The sequence below is a fragment of the Methyloversatilis discipulorum genome (assembly GCF_000527135.1).
In the GTDB taxonomy this organism is placed as follows: domain Bacteria; phylum Pseudomonadota; class Gammaproteobacteria; order Burkholderiales; family Rhodocyclaceae; genus Methyloversatilis; species Methyloversatilis discipulorum.
In genome coordinates this window covers 2,210,482-2,229,942 of sequence record NZ_AZUP01000001.1, presented here as the reverse complement: position 1 = coordinate 2,229,942, position 19,461 = coordinate 2,210,482, and the positions used below count along the sequence as shown (strand labels likewise).

Sequence of the window (19,461 nt, the reverse complement as noted above, 5' to 3'; positions counted from 1 at the left end):
GAAGGCGTGTCAGCCGATCAGCCGCGTCAGTGCCTCACGGTACTTGTCGCCGGTGCGCTGGATGATGTCGGCCGGCAGGCGCGGGCCCGGCGCGGTCTTGTTCCAGTCCAGCGTTTCCAGGTAGTCGCGCACGAACTGCTTGTCGAAGGAGGGCGGGTTGCTGCCTTCCTGGTACTGGTCGGCCGGCCAGAAGCGCGACGAATCCGGCGTCAGCGCCTCGTCGATCAGGATGAGATTGCCGTCCGCGTCGAGACCGAATTCGAACTTGGTGTCGGCGATGATGATGCCGCGGCTCTTCGCGTAGTCGGCGGCGGCGCTGTACAGCGCGATCGCGGTGTCACGCACCTTGGCCGCCATGGCGGCACCGATCAGCGCTTCGGTCTGCGTGTAGCTGATGTTCTCGTCGTGGTCGCCGACCGCCGCCTTGGTGGCTGGCGTGAAAATCGGCGACGGCAGCTTCGAGGCCATGCGCAGACCATGCGGCAACTGCACGCCGCACACCGCGCCGGTGCGCGAGTAGTCGCCCCAGCCGGAACCGATCAGGTAACCACGCACGACCGCCTCGATCGGCAGCGGCTTGAGCCGCCGCACGACGATGGCGCGGCCTTCGACCTGGTCTCGCTCGTCCGCCGTCACCACCGATTCCGGCGCGATGCCGGTCAGGTGGTTGGGCGATACGCCGGCCAGCTTGCCGAACCAGAAGTTCGAAACGGCCGTCAGCACCTTGCCCTTGCCCGGGATGGGGTCGGGCAGGATGACGTCGAAGGCCGACAGGCGATCGGTAGTGACGATGAGCATCTTCTCGTCGTCGATCGCGTAGATGTCACGGACCTTGCCGCGGGCGATCAGCGGCAAGCTCTTGATGCTGGATTCGAACAGTGCGTCGGCCATTTCGGTCTTCGTTGCGGTCTGCGGTATGGATCAGTTGACGGTCTGGGCCAGCTTGCCGCTGGCGTACATGCGGGCGATCTCGTCGAGCGGGATGGCCTTGATCTTGCTGCCCTGGCCTTCGCAGCCGAACTGCAGATAGCGCTCCTTGCACACGGCCTTGGCGGCTTCGCGCGCCGGCTTCAGCCATTCGCGGGCGTCGAACTTGTCCGGGTTCTCGGCCAGGAACTTGCGCACCGCACCGGTCATCGCCAGCCGGATGTCGGTGTCGATGTTGATCTTGCGCACGCCGTACTTGATCGCTTCCTGAATCTCCTCGACCGGCACGCCGTAGGTTTCCTTCATCTTGCCGCCGTACTGGTTGATGATGGCCAGCAGTTCCTGCGGCACCGACGACGAGCCGTGCATCACCAGGTGGGTGTTGGGGATGCGCTTGTTGATTTCCTTGACGCGCGAGATCGCCAGGATGTCGCCGGTCGGCTTGCGGGTGAACTTGTAGGCGCCGTGGCTGGTGCCGATGGCGATCGCCAGCGCGTCCAGCTGCGTGGCCTTGACGAACTGGGCGGCTTCTTCCGGATCGGTCAGCAGCGACGAGTGATCGAGCTTGCCTTCGGCGCCGTGGCCGTCTTCCTCACCGGCCATGCCGGTCTCCAGCGAGCCGAGGCAACCCAGTTCGCCCTCGACCGTGACGCCGACCTTGTGCGCCATCTCGACCACGCGGCGGGTGACGTCGACGTTGTAGTCGAAGGAGGCCGGGGTCTTGCCGTCTTCCTTCAGCGAGCCGTCCATCATGACCGAGCCGAAGCCCAGATCGATGGCGCCCTGGCAGATCGCCGGCGACTGGCCGTGATCCTGGTGCATCACCAGCGGGATGTGCGGATAGGCTTCGACCGCGGCCTGGATCAGGTGCTTGATGAAGCTCTCGCCGGCGTACTTGCGGGCACCGGCGCTGGCCTGCAGGATGACCGGGGCGCCGACTTCGTCGGCGGCACTCATCACCGCCTGCACCTGCTCGAGATTGTTCACGTTGAATGCCGGCAGGCCGTAGCCGTTTTCGGCGGCGTGGTCGAGCAGTTGGCGCATGGATACCAGAGGCATGAGATTCTCCTGCGAGTTCAGATTACGGTGGAGAGTTGACGATACTCCCCGACCTTGACGATTTTCAGTGTATTGGTACCGCCCGGAACGCCAATAGGCTCGCCGAAGGACAGCACGATGAGGTCACCGACCTTCACGGCACCGCTGCGCAGCAGTTCGGCCTCGGCGTCGATCAGCATGCGGTCGCGGTCGGCGTCCGGATCGAGCTTGATCATCAGCGGCGTCACGCCACGGTACATCGACAACTTGTAACGGGTGCGCACTTCCGGTGTCAGCGCGTAAATGGGCACGCCGCTGTTCAGGCGCGACATCCACAGCGAGGTCGAGCCCGACTGGGTCAGCGTGGCGATCGCCTTCACCTTCAGGTGGAAGGCCGAAAACAGCGCGGCCATCGCGATCGACTGGTCGATGCGGGTGAACACGCGCTGCAGGAATTCCTGGTCCAGCTTCACCTCCGCCGTCTTCTCGGCTTCGATGCAGATGCGGCTCATCGCCTCGACCGTCTCGACCGGGTACTGACCGGAAGCCGTTTCCGCCGACAGCATGACGGCGTCGGTGCCGTCGAGCACCGCGTTGGCGACGTCCGACACTTCGGCGCGCGTGGGCACCGGGCTGCTGATCATCGATTCCATCATCTGCGTGGCGGTGATGACCAGCTTGTTCATTTCGCGCGACACGCGAATGATGCGCTTCTGCATCGCCGGCACCGCGGCGTCGCCCACTTCGACCGCGAGGTCGCCGCGTGCCACCATGGCGCCGTCCGACGCTTCGAGAATCTCTTCCAGCGCCGGAATCGCCTCGACGCGCTCGATCTTGGCGATCAGCTGCGCGTTGGAGCCGGCAGCACGCAGCAGGTCTCGCGCCTGCTTCATGTCGGCGCCGCTCTTCGGGAAGCTCACCGCGACGAAGTCGACATTCAGCGACGCCGCGATCTTGATGTCTTCCATGTCCTTCGCGGTCAGCGCCGGCGCCGACAGCCCGCCGCCCTGGCGGTTGATGCCCTTGTTGTTCGACAGCTCGCCGCCGTGGCGCACCGTGCAGTGGATCTGCGTGTCGGTGACCGACTTGACGTCCATCACGATGCGACCGTCGTCGAGCAGCAGCACGGCGCCCGGTTCGACGTCGTTCACCAGTTCCGGATAGTCCAGACCGACATGGTCGGCGTCACCGAGCTGGCACTCGATGTCGAACACGAACTTCTGCCCGGCCTTCAGCAGCACCTTGCTGCCGGCGAACTTGCCGACGCGGATCTTCGGGCCCTGCAGGTCGGCCATGATGCCGACCGTGCGGCCGACCTTGGCGCAGACCGCGTGCAGCGTTTCGACGCGCGCACGGTGGTCGTCCGCCTTGCCATGCGAAAAGTTGAGCCGCACGACATCGACCCCGGCCTCGACCAGGCGGGTGAGCGTGGCCAGGTCGCTGGAAGCGGGGCCGAGTGTGGCGACGATTTTGGTGAAGCGATGCATGGCTGGGCGGACTCCTCGTTGTTTTGTATGCGCGTTCTGTAATGTTCAGCCGTTGGCGCGCTTGAGCAGGATATCGACGGCCGGCAGCGTCTTGCCCTCGAGGAATTCGAGGAAGGCGCCGCCGCCGGTCGAGATATAGCTCACCTGATCGGCAATCCCGTATTTTGCGATGGCGGCGAGCGTGTCGCCACCACCGGCGATCGAATAGGCCTTCGATTCGGCAATCGCGCGCGCCACCGTCTCGGTGCCGTGACCGAATGCGTCGAACTCGAACACCCCGACCGGGCCGTTCCAGACGACGGTGCCGGCGGCCTTCAGCGTCTCGGCGAGCTTCGCGGCGGCCTTCGGGCCGATGTCCAGGATCATGTCGTCGTCGGCCACTTCATCGACCGCCTTCACCGTCGCTTCGGCGTCTGCGGCGAAGGCCTTCGCGCATACGACATCTTCGGGCAGCGGTACGTTCGTCTTGGCCATCACGCGCTTCGCGGCGTCGACCAGGTCGGCTTCGGCCAGCGACTTGCCGATCTTCTTGCCGGCGGCCAGCAGGAAGGTGTTGGCGATGCCGCCGCCGACGATGAGCTGATCCACCTTGTCGGCCAGGTTTTCCAGCAGCGTGAGCTTGGTCGACACCTTGGAACCGGCGACGATGGCCGCCAGCGGGCGGGCCGGCTGGCCGAGTGCCTTGCCCAGCGCGTCCATTTCGCTGGCCATCAGCGGGCCGGCGCAGGCGATCGGGGCGTACTGGCCCATGCCGAAGGTGGTCGCCTCGGCGCGGTGAGCGGTGCCGAAGGCGTCATTCACCCACACGTCGCACAGTGCGGCGAGCTTCTTCGACAGCGCGTCGTCGCACTTCTTCTCGCCCTTGTTGGCGCGGCAGTTCTCCAGCAGCACCACTTCGCCCGGCGCGACCTGCACGCCATCGACCCAGTTCGCCACCAGTTTCACTTCGAAGCCCAGCAGTTCCGACATGCGGCGCGCGATCGGCGCCAGCGAGTCCTCGGGCTTCAGTTCGCCTTCGGTCGGGCGACCGAGGTGGGAGGTGACCATGACCGCGGCGCCGGCGTCGCGGGCGGCGCGGATGGCCGGCAGCGAGGCGCGGATGCGCGTGTCTTCGGTGATGTTGCCGGCGTCGTCCTGCGGCACGTTCAGGTCGGAGCGGATGAATACCCGCTTGCCCTTGAGATCGAGATCGGAAAGTCGCTTGAACTGCATGATGAATCCTCCGCGCGGTGCGTGATGAGCGTGATCGAGTGGATTTTCGGGAAGGGGAAAAACGAAGCGGGGCAGGGGCGCACGCGCCCGCACCCCGCTCGTCGATGCCGTGTCCTTACTTGGCGCTCATCAGCGCGACGGTGGTGTCCAGCATGCGGTTGGAGAAGCCCCACTCGTTGTCGTACCAGGACAGCACCTTGACCAGCTTGCCGTCGGCCGACACGCGGGTCTGGGTCGAGTCGAACACGCTCGAACGCGGATCGTGGTTGAAGTCGATGCTCACCAGCGGCAGCGTGTTGTAGCCGAGGATGCCGCCCAGTTCGCCTTCCGAGGCGGCCTTCAGGATGGCGTTCACTTCATCCACCGTGGTGGCGCGCTTGGCGGTGAAGGTCAGATCGACCACCGACACGTTGATGGTCGGCACGCGCATCGCGAAGCCGTCCAGCTTGCCGTTCAGTTCCGGCAGCACCAGACCGACCGCGGCAGCGGCGCCGGTCTTGGTCGGGATCATCGACTGCGTGGCGCTGCGGGCGCGGCGCAGGTCTTCGTGATAGACGTCGGTCAGCACCTGGTCGTTGGTGAAGGCGTGGATGGTGGTCATCAGGCCGGTGTCGATGCCGATCTTGTCGTTCAGCGGCTTGGCCAGCGGGGCCAGGCAGTTGGTCGTGCAGCTGGCGTTCGAGATGACGGTGTCGGTGGCCTTCAGCACGCCGTGGTTCACGCCATAGACGACGGTGGCGTCCACGTCCTTGCCGCCCGGGGCGGAAATGATCACCTTCTTGGCGCCGCCCTTCAGGTGGGCCGAGGCCTTTTCCTTGGTGGTGAAGAAGCCGGTGCATTCCATCACCACGTCGACGCCCAGTTCGCCCCACGGCAGTTCGGCCGGGTTGCGGTTGGCCAGCACGCGGATCTTGTCGCCGTTCACCACCATGTAGTCGCCGTCGACGCTGACCGTGCCCGGGAACTTGCCGTGCGCGGTGTCGTACTGCGTCAGGTGCGCGTTGGTCTTCGGGTCGCCGAGGTCGTTGATCGCGACGATTTCGATGTCGTGGCGCTTGCCGCCTTCGTAGTGCGCACGCAGCACATTGCGGCCGATACGCCCGTAACCATTGATCGCAACCTTGATCGTCATTTCAGCAACTCCCTCTCCGTTGGGTGTGGATTCAAGAAAAGTCTTCGATTGTGCGGCGCAACTTGTGGCTGCGCTGCGCCTAAATTGGCATTTGGAAACGCAAACGCGGCGGATGGAGACTCCATCCCGCCGCGTCGGCGCTTACCTGCCAAGCAGTTGTCGTGCCGCCTGCGCCACCGCGTCCGCGGTGATGCCGAAAGCCTTGTACAGCTCGCCCGCCGGCGCGGACTCACCGAAGTGGTCCAGACCCACCACGGCGCCTTCGAGACCGACGTACTTGCGCCACAGATCGGTCACGCCCGCTTCCACCGCGACGCGCGGAATGCCGGGCGGCAGCACGGTTTCGCGCCAGGCGGCGTCCTGCCGGTCGAACACGTTGGTCGACGGCATCGACACCACGCGCACCGTGATGCCTTCGGCTTCCAGCGTCTTTTGCGCGGCCAGCGCCAGAGATACTTCCGAGCCGGTGGCGATCAGCACGGCTTCCACCTTGCCGGCCGCATCGGACAGCACGTAACCACCGCGCGCGATGGCGGCAGTGGTCGCGGCGTCGCGCGGAACGTGTGGCAGGTTCTGGCGCGAGAACATCATCGAGGTCGGGCCGTCGGCGCGCTTGATGGCGCTGGCCCAGGCCACGGCAGACTCGACCGTGTCGCACGGGCGCCAGACGTCCATGTTCGGCATCAGGCGCAGCGTGGCGGTCTGTTCGACCGGCTGGTGGGTCGGGCCGTCTTCGCCGAGGCCGATCGAGTCGTGCGTGAACACGAACACCTGGCGCACCTTCATCAGCGCCGCCATGCGCAGCGCGTTGCGCGCGTACTCGGAAAACATCAGGAAGGTGGCTGTGTAGGGGATGAAGCCGCCGTGCAGCGCGATGCCGTTGGCGATGGCCGCCATGCCGAATTCGCGCACGCCGTAGTAGATGTAGTTGCCGCCCGGGTTCTTCGGCGAGATGCCCTTGGAGCCGGACCACAGCGTCAGGTTGGAACCGGCCAGGTCGGCCGAGCCGCCCAGCAGCTCCGGCAATGCGGGCGCGAACGCTTCGATGCAGTTCTGGCTGGCCTTGCGGCTGGCGATGTTCTCGGCCTTGCCGTCGAATTTCGCGATGGTGTCGGCGACCACCTGTTCGAAGTTGTCGGGCAGCGCGCCGCGCATGCGACGGGTGAATTCGGCGGCCAGTTCCGGGTGTTCGGCGCTGTAGGCGGTGAAGCGGGCGGACCATTCCTCTTCCGCCTTCTTGCCGGCCGGCCGGCCGTCCCAGGCGGCGTACACGTCGGCCGGAATGTCGAACGGCGTGTGCGTCCAGCCGATGTGGGCGCGGGCGGCCTCGATTTCGGCGGCGCCCAGCGGCGCGCCATGCACGTCGTGACCACCGGCCTTGTTCGGCGAACCGAGGCCGATGACCGTGCGGCAGCAGATCAGCGTCGGACGGGCGGTGTCGGCCTTGGCGGCGCGGATGGCGGCGTCGATGGCGGCGGCGTCATGGCCGTCGACGGCCGGGATGACCTGCCAACCATAGGCTTCGAAGCGCTTCGGCGTGTCGTCGGCGAACCAGCCCTTGACGTGGCCGTCGATCGAAATGCCGTTGTCGTCGTAGAACACGATCAGCTTGCCCAGGCCCTGGGTGCCGGCCAGCGAGCACGCTTCGTGCGAAATGCCTTCCATCAGACAGCCGTCGCCGGCAAAGGCATAGGTGTAATGGTCGACCACGGTGTGGCCGGGGCGGTTGAACTGCGCCGCCATCGCGCGTTCGGCGATGGCCATGCCGACCGCGTTCGCAAGACCCTGGCCCAGCGGGCCCGTGGTGGTTTCGACGCCCGGTGCGTAGCCGTGCTCCGGATGGCCCGGCGTCTTCGAATGCAGCTGGCGGAAGGACTTGATGTCGTCGATCGACAGGTCGTAGCCCGAGAGGTGCAGCAGCGCGTACAGCAGCATCGAACCGTGGCCATTCGACAGCACGAAGCGGTCGCGGTCGGCCCAGTTCGGGTTGGCCGGGTTGTGCTTCAGGTGGTGACGCCACAGCACTTCGGCGATCTCTGCCATGCCCATCGGGGCGCCGGGGTGACCGGAATTGGCTTTCTGCACGGCGTCCATCGCCAGGGCGCGGATGGCGCCGGTGATCGGGTTGAAGCCTGCTTTCGGGGTGATGGAGGGCGCGCTCATCAGAGGGGGTTCCGGCCGGAAAAACCCGCAATTATCCGCGAAAACAAGGGGTCACGCCAGCCGTGCTGCGGCGCAGGAAGGGCGCGGATCTGCTGGCGATCGGGGTGGAGCGGTGGCGGAAACAGCGGCGTTGCAGGGCGTTTCAGTAGCGAGCGCGCGCTTTGCGGCCGTTCTCGACCAGCCGCAGGATGAGCGGCGTGAAGATGAGTTGCATCGCCAGATCGATCTTGCCGCCCGGAATCACGATGGTGTTGGCGCGCGACATGAAGGCGCCGCCCATCATCGCCAGCAGGTACTGGAAATCGATGCCCCGCGGGTTGGCGAAGCGGATCACCACCATCGATTCTTCCGGCGTCGGTATCGAGCGCGCGATGAAGGGATTGGACGTATCCACCATCGGCACGCGCTGGAAGTTGATGTGCGTGTTCTCGAACTGCGAACAGATGAAGTGCACATACTCCGGCATCCGGCGCAGGATGGTATCGGTCACCGCCTCGGTCGTGTAGCCGCGCTGTTCGCGGTCGCGGTGCAGCTTCTGTATCCACTCGAGGTTGATGATGGGCACCACGCCGATCCGCAGATCCACATGCTGCGCGATATCGACCTTGTCGGTCTTCACCGCGCCGTGCAGGCCTTCGTAGAACAGGATGTCGGTGCCAGCCGGGATGTCCTCCCACGGCGTGAAAGTGCCCGGCGCCTGCTGGTAGGGCGCGGCCTCGCACTCGTTGTGCAGGTATTTCCGGATGCGTCCGCTGCCGTCGGTGCCGTACTGCCGGAACAGTGTTTCCAGTTCCTCGAACAGGTTGGCGTCAGGGCCGAAGTGGCTGAAGTGCTCGTTGCCGGCGGCGGCTTCGCGCGCCATCGCTGCTTTCATCTCTTCACGGTCGTAGCGATGGAAGGCGTCGCCCTCGACGATGACCGGGTTCACGCCTTCGCGACGGAAGATGTGCTGGAAGGTGCGCGTGACCGTGCTCGTGCCGGCTCCGGACGAGCCGGTGATCGCGATGACAGGGTGGCGGGCGGACATCCGGAGTGTTTTCCAGTGGGCTGGTGCGCGCGACCGCTCAGAGTGCCGAGAACAGGCCGCGCACGTTGAAGAGCGGCGAAGTGTATTCCCGATCGAGTCCCTGGTCGCTCTCCGTGTGGTACTGGACGATGCGGCGCACCTCCTCGCGCGAGCCGAAGATCAGCGGCGTGCGGCTCTGCAGGCTGCGCGGCTGCAGTTCGAGGATGCGCTGCCGGCCGGTGGTGGCTTCGCCGCCTGCCTGCTCGATCAGGAAGGCGATCGGGTTCGCTTCATACATCAGCGAAATGCGACCGGGCGAGGGCGGCTCCATTGTGTCTTCCGGGTACATGATCACGCCGCCGCGCGTCAGCACGCGGAAGGTTTCCGATACCAGCGAGGCGATCCAGCGCATATTGAAATCCTCGCCGCGCGGCCCGGTCTGGCCGGCCAGGCATTCTTCGACGTAGCGCTTGACCGGCGGCTCCCAGAAGCGCGATTTCGACGCGTTGATCGCGAATTCGGTCGTGTGTTCGGGAATCCGCATCTGCGGGTGGGTCAGGATGAAGGCGCCGATGTCGCGATCGAGCGTGAAGCCATCCACGCCCTCGCCGGTGGTCAGCACCAGCATCGTCGATGGGCCGTACAGCGCGAAACCGGCACACACCTGTTCGGTGCCCGGTTGCAGGAAATCGGACAACTGGGGTTCCGCGCCCGGATTTGGCGCGTGCAGCACCGAAAACAGGCTGCCCACAGTCAGGTTCACGTCGATGTTGTTGCTGCAGTCGAGCGCGTCGAACAGCAACAGATATTTGCCGCGCGGCGGCTCGTCCGGCGTCGGGATGAAGCCTTCCAGGCCTTCCGGCGCCAGCGCGGCCAGATGGCCGCCCCATTCGCACTCGCGCTGCATCGCTTCGTTGGCAATCGTGTCGAGCTTCTGCGTGACGCGGCCGGACAGATTGATCGCGGCGCCGCTGCCGATTGCCTCGAAGCTGCCGAGCGAACCGACCAGTGCCCCCTTGTTCACATTATTGGCAATGATCTTCACGGCGGTGGCCACCGCGTTCAGCAGGCTGGAGAAGATCCCGCTGGCGTGCGGGTGGCGCTGCTGCGCCTCGATGGTGTAACGCGTCAGGGTCTTGCGCCCTTCACTCATGGCAGCCTCCTCGGGTCCCGGTGTCGATTCCATCGTAGCCGCAGCGCACGATCGCTGTCACAAGCGACGTGTCAGGGCTGCCTGCGCTGTCGTGCGGGAGAGGGGTTGCTGCGCCGCTGGAGCGATGTGTTGCGTCCGTTGCAACAGAGTGTGCAATGCAAAAAAATACCCCGGACTCTTGCGAGCCGGGGTATGAATCCACAAACAAGGTTGTGGAGGAGGAGCCTGGGTCACCTGTCGATTCTTGTTGAGCTGACAGGCTTTGACGCTAAACTGGTCGCTTCGGTTTGCAGGTTCTGCGAGGCAGTGTTCGCTGCGTTTCCGTTGCTGTTGCAGTGCAATATATCTGGAACTGACCTTGGTTGAAAATAAGTTGTTTTGATAAGATCGATCAAACATTCTTATTTAGACTGATATGGCGACACAATGGACGCGCGGGGTGTCTCTCCGCCAGTTGAGAATATTCGAGGCGGTCGCGCGACTGGGCTCGATTTCCCGCGCAGCGGAGGAGCTGCATCTGACGCAGCCGGCAGTTTCGATGCAGGTGAAGGCGCTGGACGGGCTGATCGGCCTTCCTCTGATCGAGACCCTGGGCAAGAAGTTGCGCGTGACCGAGGTCGGCATGGAGATCGCCCGCCACGCGCGCGCCATCGACCACCAGCTGGCTGAGGCCGAGGCCGCGCTGGCGCAGATGGCGAGCGGGCATTCGGGCCTGGTGTCGGTCGGCGTGGTCAGTACCGCCAAATACGTTGCGCCGCGCCTGCTGATGGCCTTCCGCGAGCGCTATCCGGACGTTCAGGTGCGCATTTCACTGCACAACCGCGACGACATCTTCCGTCATCTCGAAGACAACCTGATCGACATCGCCATCATGGGGCGTCCGCCGGCTGCGCTGGGTTGCGAGGCGCACGTGTTTGCCGAACACCCGCTGTCGGTGCTGGCCTGCGAGGGCCATCCGCTGGCCGGTGGCCGCGCCGTCACCGCCGACGATCTGGGCAAGGAGGCCTTCCTGATCCGCGAACGGGGGTCCGGAACGCGGGTGACGCAGGAGAGCTATCTGGTCGAGCAGGGCATACGACCTGCTGAAATCATCGAACTGCCCAGCAACGAAATCATCAAGCAGGCCGCGATCGCCGGCATGGGCCTGGCCTTCCTGTCCGAGCACACCTGCCAGCTCGAACTGCGTACCGGCGTGCTGTGCCGCATCGCGGCGCCCGGCACGCCCATCGTGCGCAACTGGCACGTTGTATACAGGGACCGCAAGAACCTGTTGCCCGCCGCCCTGGCGCTGCGCGACTTCCTGATGCACGAGGGCGGCCGGCTGGTGAATTCGCAGGTGGCGCCGGTCCATCTGCCGGTTCACCACGCCTGAGGTCAGCGGCCGCCGTGTGCGGCCAGCCAGTCCATCCATTCGCGGTAGAGGTCGGCGCTGGCGCCTACGACCACCGGTGTCTTGCGGCCGGGCGCCATGTCCAGCGGCTCGCCGTCCAGCATCGAGCAGCGCGCACCCGCTTCGGCGGCGATCAGGCTGCCGGCGGCGAAGTCCCACATCATCTGGCCACCATGCAGGTAGACGTCCAGCCGCGCGGCGGCGATGAAACACCATTCCAGCGCGCTGGAGCCGAAGTTGCGCTGTGAGTAGAAGGGCGACTGGGTGGCCAGTGCGTCGCCAAGTGCCTTCGGAATCCGTTTGAAATCGACGCCGGCCACCGCATCCAGCAGGTGACGCGCCGGCGTGCGCAGCGGCAGCGGATTGCCGTTCAGAAAGGCGCCGCCACCCTCTTCCGCGTAGAAGGCTTCGTCGGTCATCGGGTTGTAGACGACGCCGTGACGGGTGCGCCCTTCCTTGATGTAGGCGATCGCGACGCCGAAGAAGGGGATGCCATTGACGAAGTTGGTGGTGCCGTCGATCGGGTCTATGCACCAGATGCCGTCGTGCCCTTCGTGCCACAAGCGCAATTGCAGGGATTCCGGCATTTCCTCGCCAAGCACCGGTCGGTCGATGATGCGGGGCAGTCGTTCGATCAAGGCCTCCTGCGCCGCCAGGTCGACCACGGTGAACAGGCTGCCGTCGTCCTTCTGGTTGCGCTGCGCGGTCAGGAAGTGCGGCATGATCACCTCGCGGGCAACGCTGCGCGCGGTGTCGACGATCTGTAGCAGGGTGGTTGAGCTCATGGTCGTTCGTCAGTGAGCCGCGTCGCGACGCCGGAAGCACTCCGGCCGGCTGGCGTGGCAGTATCGTTCGCGGCGGCTGCCCGTCGTCGGATGCCCTGATGCCATAACGGTTACAGGCGGTCCGACCATGAGGTGCCGATCGTCGCTGACGGTGCGAAAAGCCTCGTCAGCGGATGTTCTTGCAGTGCACAAATATAACACGATGATTCCACGCTTCTTTTGTCCCTTGCCGGCAGAACCGGCTGGAACGATCTCCTTGCCGGCCCCGGTGGCGCACCACATCGACCGCGTGCTGCGTCTGGCCGACGGCGACGCGATCACGCTGTTCGACGGTCGCGGCAGCGAATTCGCCGCTCGTCTGCTGCGCAACGGCCGCAGCTTCGACGCCGTGGTGGGCGACGAATCGGCGCCACAGCGCGAGTCCGCGCTCGACGTCACGCTGCTGCAATGCCTCGCCGCTGCCGACAAGATGGACTGGATCGTACAGAAGGCGGTCGAGCTGGGTGTGGCGCGGGTGCAACCGGTGGCCAGCCGGCGCGCCGTGGTCAAGCTGGCCGGCGAGCGTGCGCAGCGGCGGGTCGAGCACTGGCAGCAGGTGGCGGTGTCGGCCTGCGAACAGTGCGGCCGTAATCGGGTGCCCGAGGTGCAGCCCCTGCTTACCTTGCCGCAGGCGCTCGCGGCGGCCGGCGGGCAGCGCCTGCTGCTGCATCCGGAAGGGGGCGTGCCGCTGAAGTCGGCCGGGCTGCGCGCCGATGAACCCATTACCGTGCTTATCGGACCAGAGGGTGGCTTCGATGCCGAGGAACTGGCCGCTGCGCGCGCTGCTGGCTTTGCCGCGCTGACGCTGGGGCCGCGCGTGCTGCGCACGGAGACCGCGGGCCTTGCCGTACTGTCGGCACTGAATACCCTGATCGGAGATTTCTGATGTTCGATGCGTTGCCTGCAGTCGCCCCGCTGGACGAAGCCCGGCTCGAACGCGCGGTGTCCAGATTGCGTGCCGATCTGCTCGACGCGCAGTACTCGATACTGGAACAGGGGCGTACGCCGGTTGTGCTGCTGATCGCCGGTGTGGCCGGTGCCGGACGCGGACGCCTGGTCAATACGCTGAACGAATGGATGGACCCGCGTCACATCCGCACCAGCGCCTTCGGGCCGCGCGATGAGGCAGAGCGGCAGCGCCCGCACATGTGGCGCTACTGGCAGGCGCTGCCGTCGCGCGGTCGCACCGCGATGATTTTCGAGGGCTGGTACAGCGAAGCGATCAACGCCCGCGTCGAGCGCCGGATCAAGCGGCGCGCCTTCTGGCACACCTTGCACGAGATCCAGCGTTTCGAACGCATGCTGGCGATGGAAGGCGCGGTGCTGCTGAAGTTCTGGCTGCACCTCGACGCCGACCGTCAGCGCGCACATTTCCGCGCGCTGGAGCGGGACGCTGCGACGCGCTGGCGGGTGACCGCCGAGGACTGGCGTGCCAATCGCCGGCACAAGCGCATCTGCAAGGTGGCGGAAGAGGCAATCCGGCTGTCGAACACGTCGCACGCGCCCTGGCATCTGGTCGATGCGAGCGACGCCGCACAGACCGAACTGGCGGTCGGCCGCATCGTGCTCAAGGCTCTGCGCGAGGCGCTCGCCGGGCCGCGCAAGGTGCTCGCGCCGGCGTTGCCGCCGCTGGTGGTGCCGAGCGAACAGCCGGCGCAGCCTCGACATGCGTCGACCAGGCCGATGCGCAAGGGTGACTACCAGCCCGAACTCGAACGGCTGCAGGGTCGGCTCAACCTGCTTCTGCGTCATCCGGCCTTCGCGCGCCGGTCGCTGGCCGTGGTATTCGAAGGTATGGATGCCGCCGGCAAGGGCGGCGCGATACGCCGCATCACCCACGCGCTCGATGCGCGCAACTACCGCGTGCATCCGGTGGCGGCGCCGACCGAGCACGAGCGCCTCTACCCGTGGTTGTGGCGCTTCTGGCGTGACGTGCCGCGCGATGGCCGGATTTCGTTGTTCGACCGCTCCTGGTACGGCCGCGTGCTGGTCGAGCGGGTCGAGGGCTATGCCCAGGAAGCCGACTGGTCGCGCGCCTTCGAGGAGATCAACGCGTTCGAACAGGAGTGGACCGAACACGGCATCATCGTCTGCAAGTTCTGGCTCGAAGTCAGTTCCGACGAGCAGTTGCGCCGTTTCAACGAGCGCGGGCGCCAGCGCTTCAAGCGCTTCAAGATCACGCCCGAGGACTGGCGCAACCGCGAAAAGTGGCCGCAATACGTGCCGGCGGTGCAGGACATGCTGGTGCGCACGCACACCGAACAGGCGCCGTGGAACGTGGTGTCTGCCGACGACAAGTACCGCGCACGGCTGACCATACTCGACGCCCTGTGCGATCGCCTCGAATCGGAACTGACCTGAACGTGCTGGAATTGAGACAACGCAAGTTCTGCGGCGCGTCCGCCGGCGCGCGCTCGGCTAGAATTCGCTGAATTTTCCCATCGGAACCCGCATGCACGCCGATCCCGACTCGCCGCGTTTCGTTGCCTGGGTGCGCAGTGCCGCGCCCTACATCCACGCCTTCGGCGGTCGAACCTTCGTCATCGCGGTCGGCGGCGAGGTGCTGCAGGGGCCGCTGGCCAACTCGCTGGTGCAGGACTGCAACCTGCTCGCCGCACTCGGCATCAAACTGGTGCTGGTAGTCGGCGCCCGTCCGCAGATCGAGGAGGAACTGGCCGCCCGCGGCCTGCCGCCGCGCTATCACAAGGGCCTGCGGGTGACCGACGCGCAGGCGATGGACTGCGTCAAGCGCGCCAACGGCGCCATCCGCATCGACGTCGAGGCGCTGTTCTCGCAGGGCCTGCCGAACACGCCGATGGCCGGCAGCACGATCGAGGTCGCCTCCGGCAATTTCCTGACCGCGCGCCCAGTCGGCGTGGTCGATGGCATCGACCACGGTTACACCGGCACCGTGCGTAAGGTCGATGTCGAGGCACTCAACGACGCGCTGGCCGACAGCGACATCGTACTGATGCAGCCTTACGGCTACTCGCTGACCGGCGAGGTGTTCAACCTGAGCATGGAGGAGGTGGCCGAATCGGTCGCTGTCGCGCTGCAGGCGACCAAGCTTATTTATCTGTGCGACGCGCCGGGCATCGTCGACGAACAGGGCGCGCTGGTGCCCGAGCTGACTGCCGACGAAGCGGCGCAGTGGCTCAAGGCCGGGCGCGGCATCACCGAAGATCTCGGTCTCTACCTGCCGCGCGCCATCCGCGCGGTGAAGCTGGGCGTGGCGCGCGCCCACATGATCGATCGCGATCTCGATGGTGCACTGCTGCTCGAATTCTTTACCACCCAGGGCGTGGGCAGCGTCATTTCGCGCGAGCGGCTGGCCTTGATGCGCAACGCGCGGGTCGATGACGTACCCGCCATCGCCGGCCTGATCGCGCCGCTGGAGGCCGACGGCACGCTGGTCAGCCGCGGCCGCGAGCGGCTGGAACGCGAGATCGAGCGCTTCAGCGTGCTCGAACACGACGAAGTGATCATGGGCTGCGCCGCCTTCTATCCCTATCCGGAAGAGCAGATGGCCGAGCTGGCCTGTCTGGCGGTGATGACGGAGTACCGTCGCCACGGCTACGGCGAGCAGATCCTGAGCTATGTCGAGACGCGTGCTCGCGCCGAGCGGATCAAGCAGCTGTTCGTGCTCACCACGGTGACGGCGCACTGGTTCGTCGAGCGGGGTTTCGTAGAGGCCGGCATCGATGCGCTGCCGCGCGTGCGTCGAGAAAACTACAACCCGCAGCGGCGCAGCAAGGTCCTGGTAAAAAGCCTGTGATCGCAGCCGGAGCCCGCTCATGCTCAGCGCTCTGACACGTCGCATCGGCGTGCTGCAGGGGCGCTTGCTCGCCTCAGGCATCCTTCTGGGCGGCGTGCTGTGCGTGGCGCTGCTGTGGGCTTACGGCCTCATTTCCGTGCATCTGGTCGAGCGGGAGTCGGTGCGCATCGATTACCTCGTCGCCGACATGCAGGCCCGGCTCGCTGCTGCGCTGATCGCCGATCCGGCGCGGCTGGCGGCTGAAGTGAGCATGCTCCGGCGCGTCGGCCAGCTCGACTATGTCGAGGTGCGGGACGAGGCGGGGCGCGTCCTCATCGCCGACGGCGGTCCGGCCGTGCTCGGTGCCGCACACGGCAGTATTCGTGAGGCACTGGAATCCGGGCGCGGTCGCTACGACCTGCGCATCGACCTGCTGCAGCCGGGACGGCGGGCGCCGGTCGGCGTGCTGCGCGCCAGCGTCGACCTGTCCGGCCTGGTTTCTTCGCTCGCCATGTTGCGCAACGGCGCGCTGGCGCTCGGTGCGCTGGTGTTGCTGCTGCACGTCTGGCTGGCGCGCTGGGTGCTCGGCGGCGTGCTCGAAGGTGTCAGCGCGATCGAAACCCGGGCGGTGGCGCTGCGCCGCGCCGAAGAGGTCGATCCCTTGCCGGTGCGTGGCGACGACGCGCTGGCCCGCTTGACCCGCGCCTTCAACCAGATGGTGCAGGCGCTGGAAGAGCGCGTCACCGCGCTGCGCAAGAGCGAGTCGCGCTTCCACGCGATCGCCGACTTCACCTTCGGCGTCGAAGCCTGGTTCAGTCCGCAGGGACGGCTCATCTGGGTGAACCGTTCGATCGAACGGGTGACCGGGCACAGCCCGCTCGACTGCCTGCTGGCCGAAGATCTGGCGAGCATGCTGATCCACGAAAAGGACCGCAAGATTTTCGCCGCCCGCGCGGCCGACGCGCTGGCCGGCGCCAGCGGCGAGAATTTCGAGGTGAGGCTGCTGCGCCGTGACGGATCGATCGTGTGGGTGTCGCTGAACTGGCAACCGATTTACGATGAATCCGGTACCTGCCTCGGCGTGCGCGTGTCGGCCGACGACATCCAGAGCCGCAAGGAAGCCGAGCTGAAGCTGCTCGACACGGTGACCGCGTTGCGCCGCGAACAGGGTCTGCGCGACTACTACTTGACGCGCAGCGAGGAAGAGCGCTCGCGGCTAGAGGCGCTGCTCGACCTGATCAAGCTGGGCGTGCTTTTCGTCGATCGCGACGGCCGCGCCCAGCACGCCAACCGGATGCTGAAGACCATCTGGGGCTTCGCCGAGAACGAGAACCTGTCCGGCATGCGTGATGCGGTGCTGATCGAGCGCACGGCGGTGTTGCGTGCCGACGAAGACATCTACCGCGAGCGCGTGAAGTCGATACTGGCCGCCCGTGCGCCGACCGATCCGCAGGACATCCCGCTCCGCGACGGTCGTATCATCCGCGAGCAGTCGGCCCTGGTGCCGTCAGCCACGCCTGGCCGCTTCCTCGGCCGCGTCTGGCTTTACGAGGATGTCACCGCCGAGCGCCGTGCCGCCGAGGCGCTGGTCAATATGGCGGAACGCGATCCGCTGACCAATCTGTACAACCGTCGGCGCTTCCACGAGGAACTCGAACGGATGATTGCCGACGCCGCCCGCCGGCGCACCCAGCTCGGCCTGCTGCTGTTCGATCTCGATGGCTTCAAGCCGGTGAACGACCGTTTTGGCCATCAGGCGGGCGACGAGGTGCTGACCAGGCTGGCGCGCGACGTCGGTGCAATCATCCGGCGCAACGAAATGTTCTTCCGCCTCGGCGGTGACGAATTCGCGGTGCTTGCGCCGGATACCGACGAGACCGCGCTGACCGGCCTCGCCCGACGCATCGGCGAGCGCGTCGCCGGCATGGTGTTCGAGTTCGACGGCGCCCAGGCCAGCGTCACGACCAGCACCGGCATCGGCATCTATCCCCTGCACGCACACAGCGGCGAAACCTTGCTCAGTGCCGCGGATTCGGCGATGTACGCGGCAAAGAACGACGGCAAGAACGCCTTCCGGATGTCCCAGCGGCGGCACGGCACCTGACGCGGCCGCCTTCATGATTCAACATGTCGATTCAGCGCCCGGCACAGGGCCTAGAATTCGATACATCCAACGTTTACAGGAGTGACAGATGGCACGCATGGTTCAATGCATCAAACTGGGTCGCGAGGCCGAAGGTCTGGATTTTCCGCCGGTGCCCGGCGCGCTGGGCGCCCGCATCTTCGAATCGGTGTCGAAAGAGGCCTGGCAGCAGTGGGTCAAGTACCAGACCATGCTGATCAACGAAAACCGCCTCAGCCTGATGGACCCGCGCGCACGCAAGTATCTGGCGGAACAGATGGAAAAGCATTTTTTTGGCGAAGGTGCGGATCAGGTCACGGGCTTCGTGCCGCCGGCCGCCTGATCGACACAGTTCTTCACGGGAGCCGTCCAGGGTGCGTGATAGCTTTTCATCATGACTGTATCCACCCGCCTGTCCAGCGTCCTGCAGGGGCCGCGTTGCTGTCCGTATTGCCTCAGCAGCAACACGAAGGACTCCAGCTGGAAGAACTCGGACGAGAAGGCCGGACGCTTCTGGCTCAAGCCGGTACGTTGCCGCAACTGTCACAAGCGCTTCGTCCGCTTCCGGCGCATTCCGCTCGCGGCGGTCGGTGGCTCACTTGCGCTGGGTCTGCTGGTGGCCATCGTAGTCACCGTCCAGGGTGTCGAGACGCGCACGCCGACCGAGCACGAACAGCTCATTGCCGAACTGGAGCCGCTGGAGGCGGAGCGTCTGCGCGCCGAAACCGGTGACCCCGAAGCGCAGTACGCCTACGGAATGATGCTGGCCCAGGGCGGCACCGGCGAAGCGACGGATATTGCGGAATCGGTGCAGTGGCTGGAGAAGGCGGCCAAGCAGGGGCACGCGCGGGCGCAGTACGAACTGGCGCTGGCACTGAAACTTGGCCGCGGCACGCTGCAGGACTACTCGGCCGCCGGCAGGTGGTTCCGCACTGCGGCGCGCAGTGGACACGTCGGCGCGCAATACCATATGGGCCGGCTGCACCGCATCGGTGAGGGCGTCTCGCTCGATCTGGTGCGAGCCTACGCGTGGTTCAACCGCGCTGCCGCGCAGGGCCACGGCGCAGCGCGCGGGGCGCGGGACGAAATCGCGGCGTCGCTGAAGCCGGAACAACTGGCGCTGGCGCAGCAGCTGTCGCGTGCATCCGAAATACCCGACAGTGATGCGCCGCTGCCCGAACTCGCCAGTTCAACCGCATCCGGAGACGGTGATGCGCCGGCAGCGGCGTTGCCGGCCGGCACGTCGCGCTAGG

16 protein-coding genes are annotated in these 19,461 nt (G+C 66.0%); 7 read left to right on the top strand and 9 right to left on the bottom strand.

Translation table 11 applies throughout. From position 1 onward, the window contains the following. Positions 1-9: 9 nt before the first annotated feature. The 8 genes from METFAM1_RS0110275 to METFAM1_RS0110240 form a co-directional block, all read right to left on the bottom strand. Positions 10-891 (bottom strand): phosphoribosylaminoimidazolesuccinocarboxamide synthase, encoded by an 882-nt coding sequence (locus METFAM1_RS0110275; protein ID WP_019919528.1) that lies wholly within the window; start codon positions 889-891, stop codon positions 10-12. A 30-nt stretch (positions 892-921) separates the two neighbouring features. Then, positions 922-1,986, bottom strand: coding sequence for a class II fructose-bisphosphate aldolase (gene fba, locus METFAM1_RS0110270; RefSeq protein ID WP_020163513.1), 1,065 nt, complete (start codon positions 1,984-1,986; stop codon positions 922-924). A gap of 17 nt (positions 1,987-2,003) precedes the next feature. Next, positions 2,004-3,452, bottom strand: coding sequence for a pyruvate kinase (gene pyk / locus METFAM1_RS0110265; RefSeq protein WP_019919526.1), 1,449 nt, complete (start codon positions 3,450-3,452; stop codon positions 2,004-2,006). Positions 3,453-3,497: 45 nt separating this feature from the next. Then, complete coding sequence (locus tag METFAM1_RS0110260) at positions 3,498-4,664, bottom strand: phosphoglycerate kinase (RefSeq protein WP_019919525.1); 1,167 nt, start codon at positions 4,662-4,664, stop codon at positions 3,498-3,500. A 115-nt stretch (positions 4,665-4,779) separates the two neighbouring features. Beyond that, a complete protein-coding gene (gene gap / locus METFAM1_RS0110255) occupies positions 4,780-5,796 on the bottom strand; it encodes a type I glyceraldehyde-3-phosphate dehydrogenase (protein WP_019919524.1) in 1,017 nt (338 codons plus the stop codon). 141 nt (positions 5,797-5,937) lie between these two features. Continuing rightward, entirely contained in the window at positions 5,938-7,959 is a 2,022-nt protein-coding gene (gene tkt, locus METFAM1_RS0110250) for a transketolase (RefSeq protein ID WP_019919523.1), read from the bottom strand. A 142-nt stretch (positions 7,960-8,101) separates the two neighbouring features. Next, entirely contained in the window at positions 8,102-8,986 is an 885-nt protein-coding gene (locus tag METFAM1_RS0110245) for a phosphoribulokinase (protein ID WP_019919522.1), read from the bottom strand. A gap of 37 nt (positions 8,987-9,023) precedes the next feature. Beyond that, positions 9,024-10,118, bottom strand: a complete 1,095-nt coding sequence (locus METFAM1_RS0110240; protein ID WP_019919521.1) for a class 1 fructose-bisphosphatase — start codon at positions 10,116-10,118, stop codon at positions 9,024-9,026. Positions 10,119-10,533: 415 nt separating this feature from the next. Between METFAM1_RS0110240 and METFAM1_RS0110235 the strand changes: the two genes are divergently transcribed. After that, on the top strand, positions 10,534-11,490 hold the full coding sequence (locus METFAM1_RS0110235; RefSeq protein ID WP_081627204.1) for a LysR family transcriptional regulator: 957 nt from the start codon (positions 10,534-10,536) through the stop codon (positions 11,488-11,490). A gap of 2 nt (positions 11,491-11,492) precedes the next feature. Here the strand turns inward: METFAM1_RS0110235 and METFAM1_RS0110230 are convergent, their stop codons facing one another. Then, positions 11,493-12,293 (bottom strand): inositol monophosphatase family protein, encoded by an 801-nt coding sequence (locus METFAM1_RS0110230; RefSeq protein ID WP_019919519.1) that lies wholly within the window; start codon positions 12,291-12,293, stop codon positions 11,493-11,495. Positions 12,294-12,495: 202 nt separating this feature from the next. On the opposite strand from METFAM1_RS0110230, the gene METFAM1_RS0110225 reads away from it, so the two are divergent. From METFAM1_RS0110225 to METFAM1_RS0110200, 6 genes are all read left to right on the top strand, one after another. After that, positions 12,496-13,218, top strand: coding sequence for a 16S rRNA (uracil(1498)-N(3))-methyltransferase (locus METFAM1_RS0110225; RefSeq protein ID WP_024300624.1), 723 nt, complete (start codon positions 12,496-12,498; stop codon positions 13,216-13,218). Beyond that, positions 13,218-14,693 (top strand): polyphosphate:AMP phosphotransferase, encoded by a 1,476-nt coding sequence (pap, locus tag METFAM1_RS0110220; RefSeq protein WP_019919517.1) that lies wholly within the window; start codon positions 13,218-13,220, stop codon positions 14,691-14,693. Before METFAM1_RS0110225 ends, pap begins: the two co-directional genes overlap by 1 nt. Before the next feature lie 91 nt (positions 14,694-14,784). Then, on the top strand, positions 14,785-16,107 hold the full coding sequence (gene argA, locus METFAM1_RS0110215) for an amino-acid N-acetyltransferase (protein WP_019919516.1): 1,323 nt from the start codon (positions 14,785-14,787) through the stop codon (positions 16,105-16,107). Positions 16,108-16,126: 19 nt separating this feature from the next. Next, a complete protein-coding gene (locus tag METFAM1_RS0110210; protein ID WP_019919515.1) occupies positions 16,127-18,190 on the top strand; it encodes a sensor domain-containing diguanylate cyclase in 2,064 nt (687 codons plus the stop codon). A gap of 88 nt (positions 18,191-18,278) precedes the next feature. Next, the gene (locus METFAM1_RS0110205; RefSeq protein WP_019919514.1) at positions 18,279-18,551 is read left to right on the top strand and encodes an oxidative damage protection protein; all 273 of its coding nucleotides are present in this window, start codon (positions 18,279-18,281) and stop codon (positions 18,549-18,551) included. Positions 18,552-18,602: 51 nt separating this feature from the next. Next, entirely contained in the window at positions 18,603-19,460 is an 858-nt protein-coding gene (locus METFAM1_RS0110200) for a tetratricopeptide repeat protein (protein WP_019919513.1), read from the top strand. The last annotated feature ends 1 nt before the right edge of the window (position 19,461 follow it).

Coding starts and splice junctions, on each gene's coding strand:
- METFAM1_RS0110205 (WP_019919514.1), top strand. CDS start 18,279: ATGGCACGCATGGTTCAATGCATCAAACTGGGTCGCGAGGCCGAAGGT.
- argA (WP_019919516.1), top strand. CDS start 14,785: ATGCACGCCGATCCCGACTCGCCGCGTTTCGTTGCCTGGGTGCGCAGT.
- gap (WP_019919524.1), bottom strand. CDS start 5,796: ATGACGATCAAGGTTGCGATCAATGGTTACGGGCGTATCGGCCGCAAT.
- METFAM1_RS0110240 (WP_019919521.1), bottom strand. CDS start 10,118: ATGAGTGAAGGGCGCAAGACCCTGACGCGTTACACCATCGAGGCGCAG.
- METFAM1_RS0110230 (WP_019919519.1), bottom strand. CDS start 12,293: ATGAGCTCAACCACCCTGCTACAGATCGTCGACACCGCGCGCAGCGTT.
- pyk (WP_019919526.1), bottom strand. CDS start 3,452: ATGCATCGCTTCACCAAAATCGTCGCCACACTCGGCCCCGCTTCCAGC.
- METFAM1_RS0110275 (WP_019919528.1), bottom strand. CDS start 891: ATGGCCGACGCACTGTTCGAATCCAGCATCAAGAGCTTGCCGCTGATC.
- tkt (WP_019919523.1), bottom strand. CDS start 7,959: ATGAGCGCGCCCTCCATCACCCCGAAAGCAGGCTTCAACCCGATCACC.
- METFAM1_RS0110210 (WP_019919515.1), top strand. CDS start 16,127: ATGCTCAGCGCTCTGACACGTCGCATCGGCGTGCTGCAGGGGCGCTTG.
- METFAM1_RS0110235 (WP_081627204.1), top strand. CDS start 10,534: ATGGCGACACAATGGACGCGCGGGGTGTCTCTCCGCCAGTTGAGAATA.
- METFAM1_RS0110260 (WP_019919525.1), bottom strand. CDS start 4,664: ATGCAGTTCAAGCGACTTTCCGATCTCGATCTCAAGGGCAAGCGGGTA.
- METFAM1_RS0110245 (WP_019919522.1), bottom strand. CDS start 8,986: ATGTCCGCCCGCCACCCTGTCATCGCGATCACCGGCTCGTCCGGAGCC.
- fba (WP_020163513.1), bottom strand. CDS start 1,986: ATGCCTCTGGTATCCATGCGCCAACTGCTCGACCACGCCGCCGAAAAC.
- METFAM1_RS0110200 (WP_019919513.1), top strand. CDS start 18,603: ATGACTGTATCCACCCGCCTGTCCAGCGTCCTGCAGGGGCCGCGTTGC.
- pap (WP_019919517.1), top strand. CDS start 13,218: ATGTTCGATGCGTTGCCTGCAGTCGCCCCGCTGGACGAAGCCCGGCTC.
- METFAM1_RS0110225 (WP_024300624.1), top strand. CDS start 12,496: ATGATTCCACGCTTCTTTTGTCCCTTGCCGGCAGAACCGGCTGGAACG.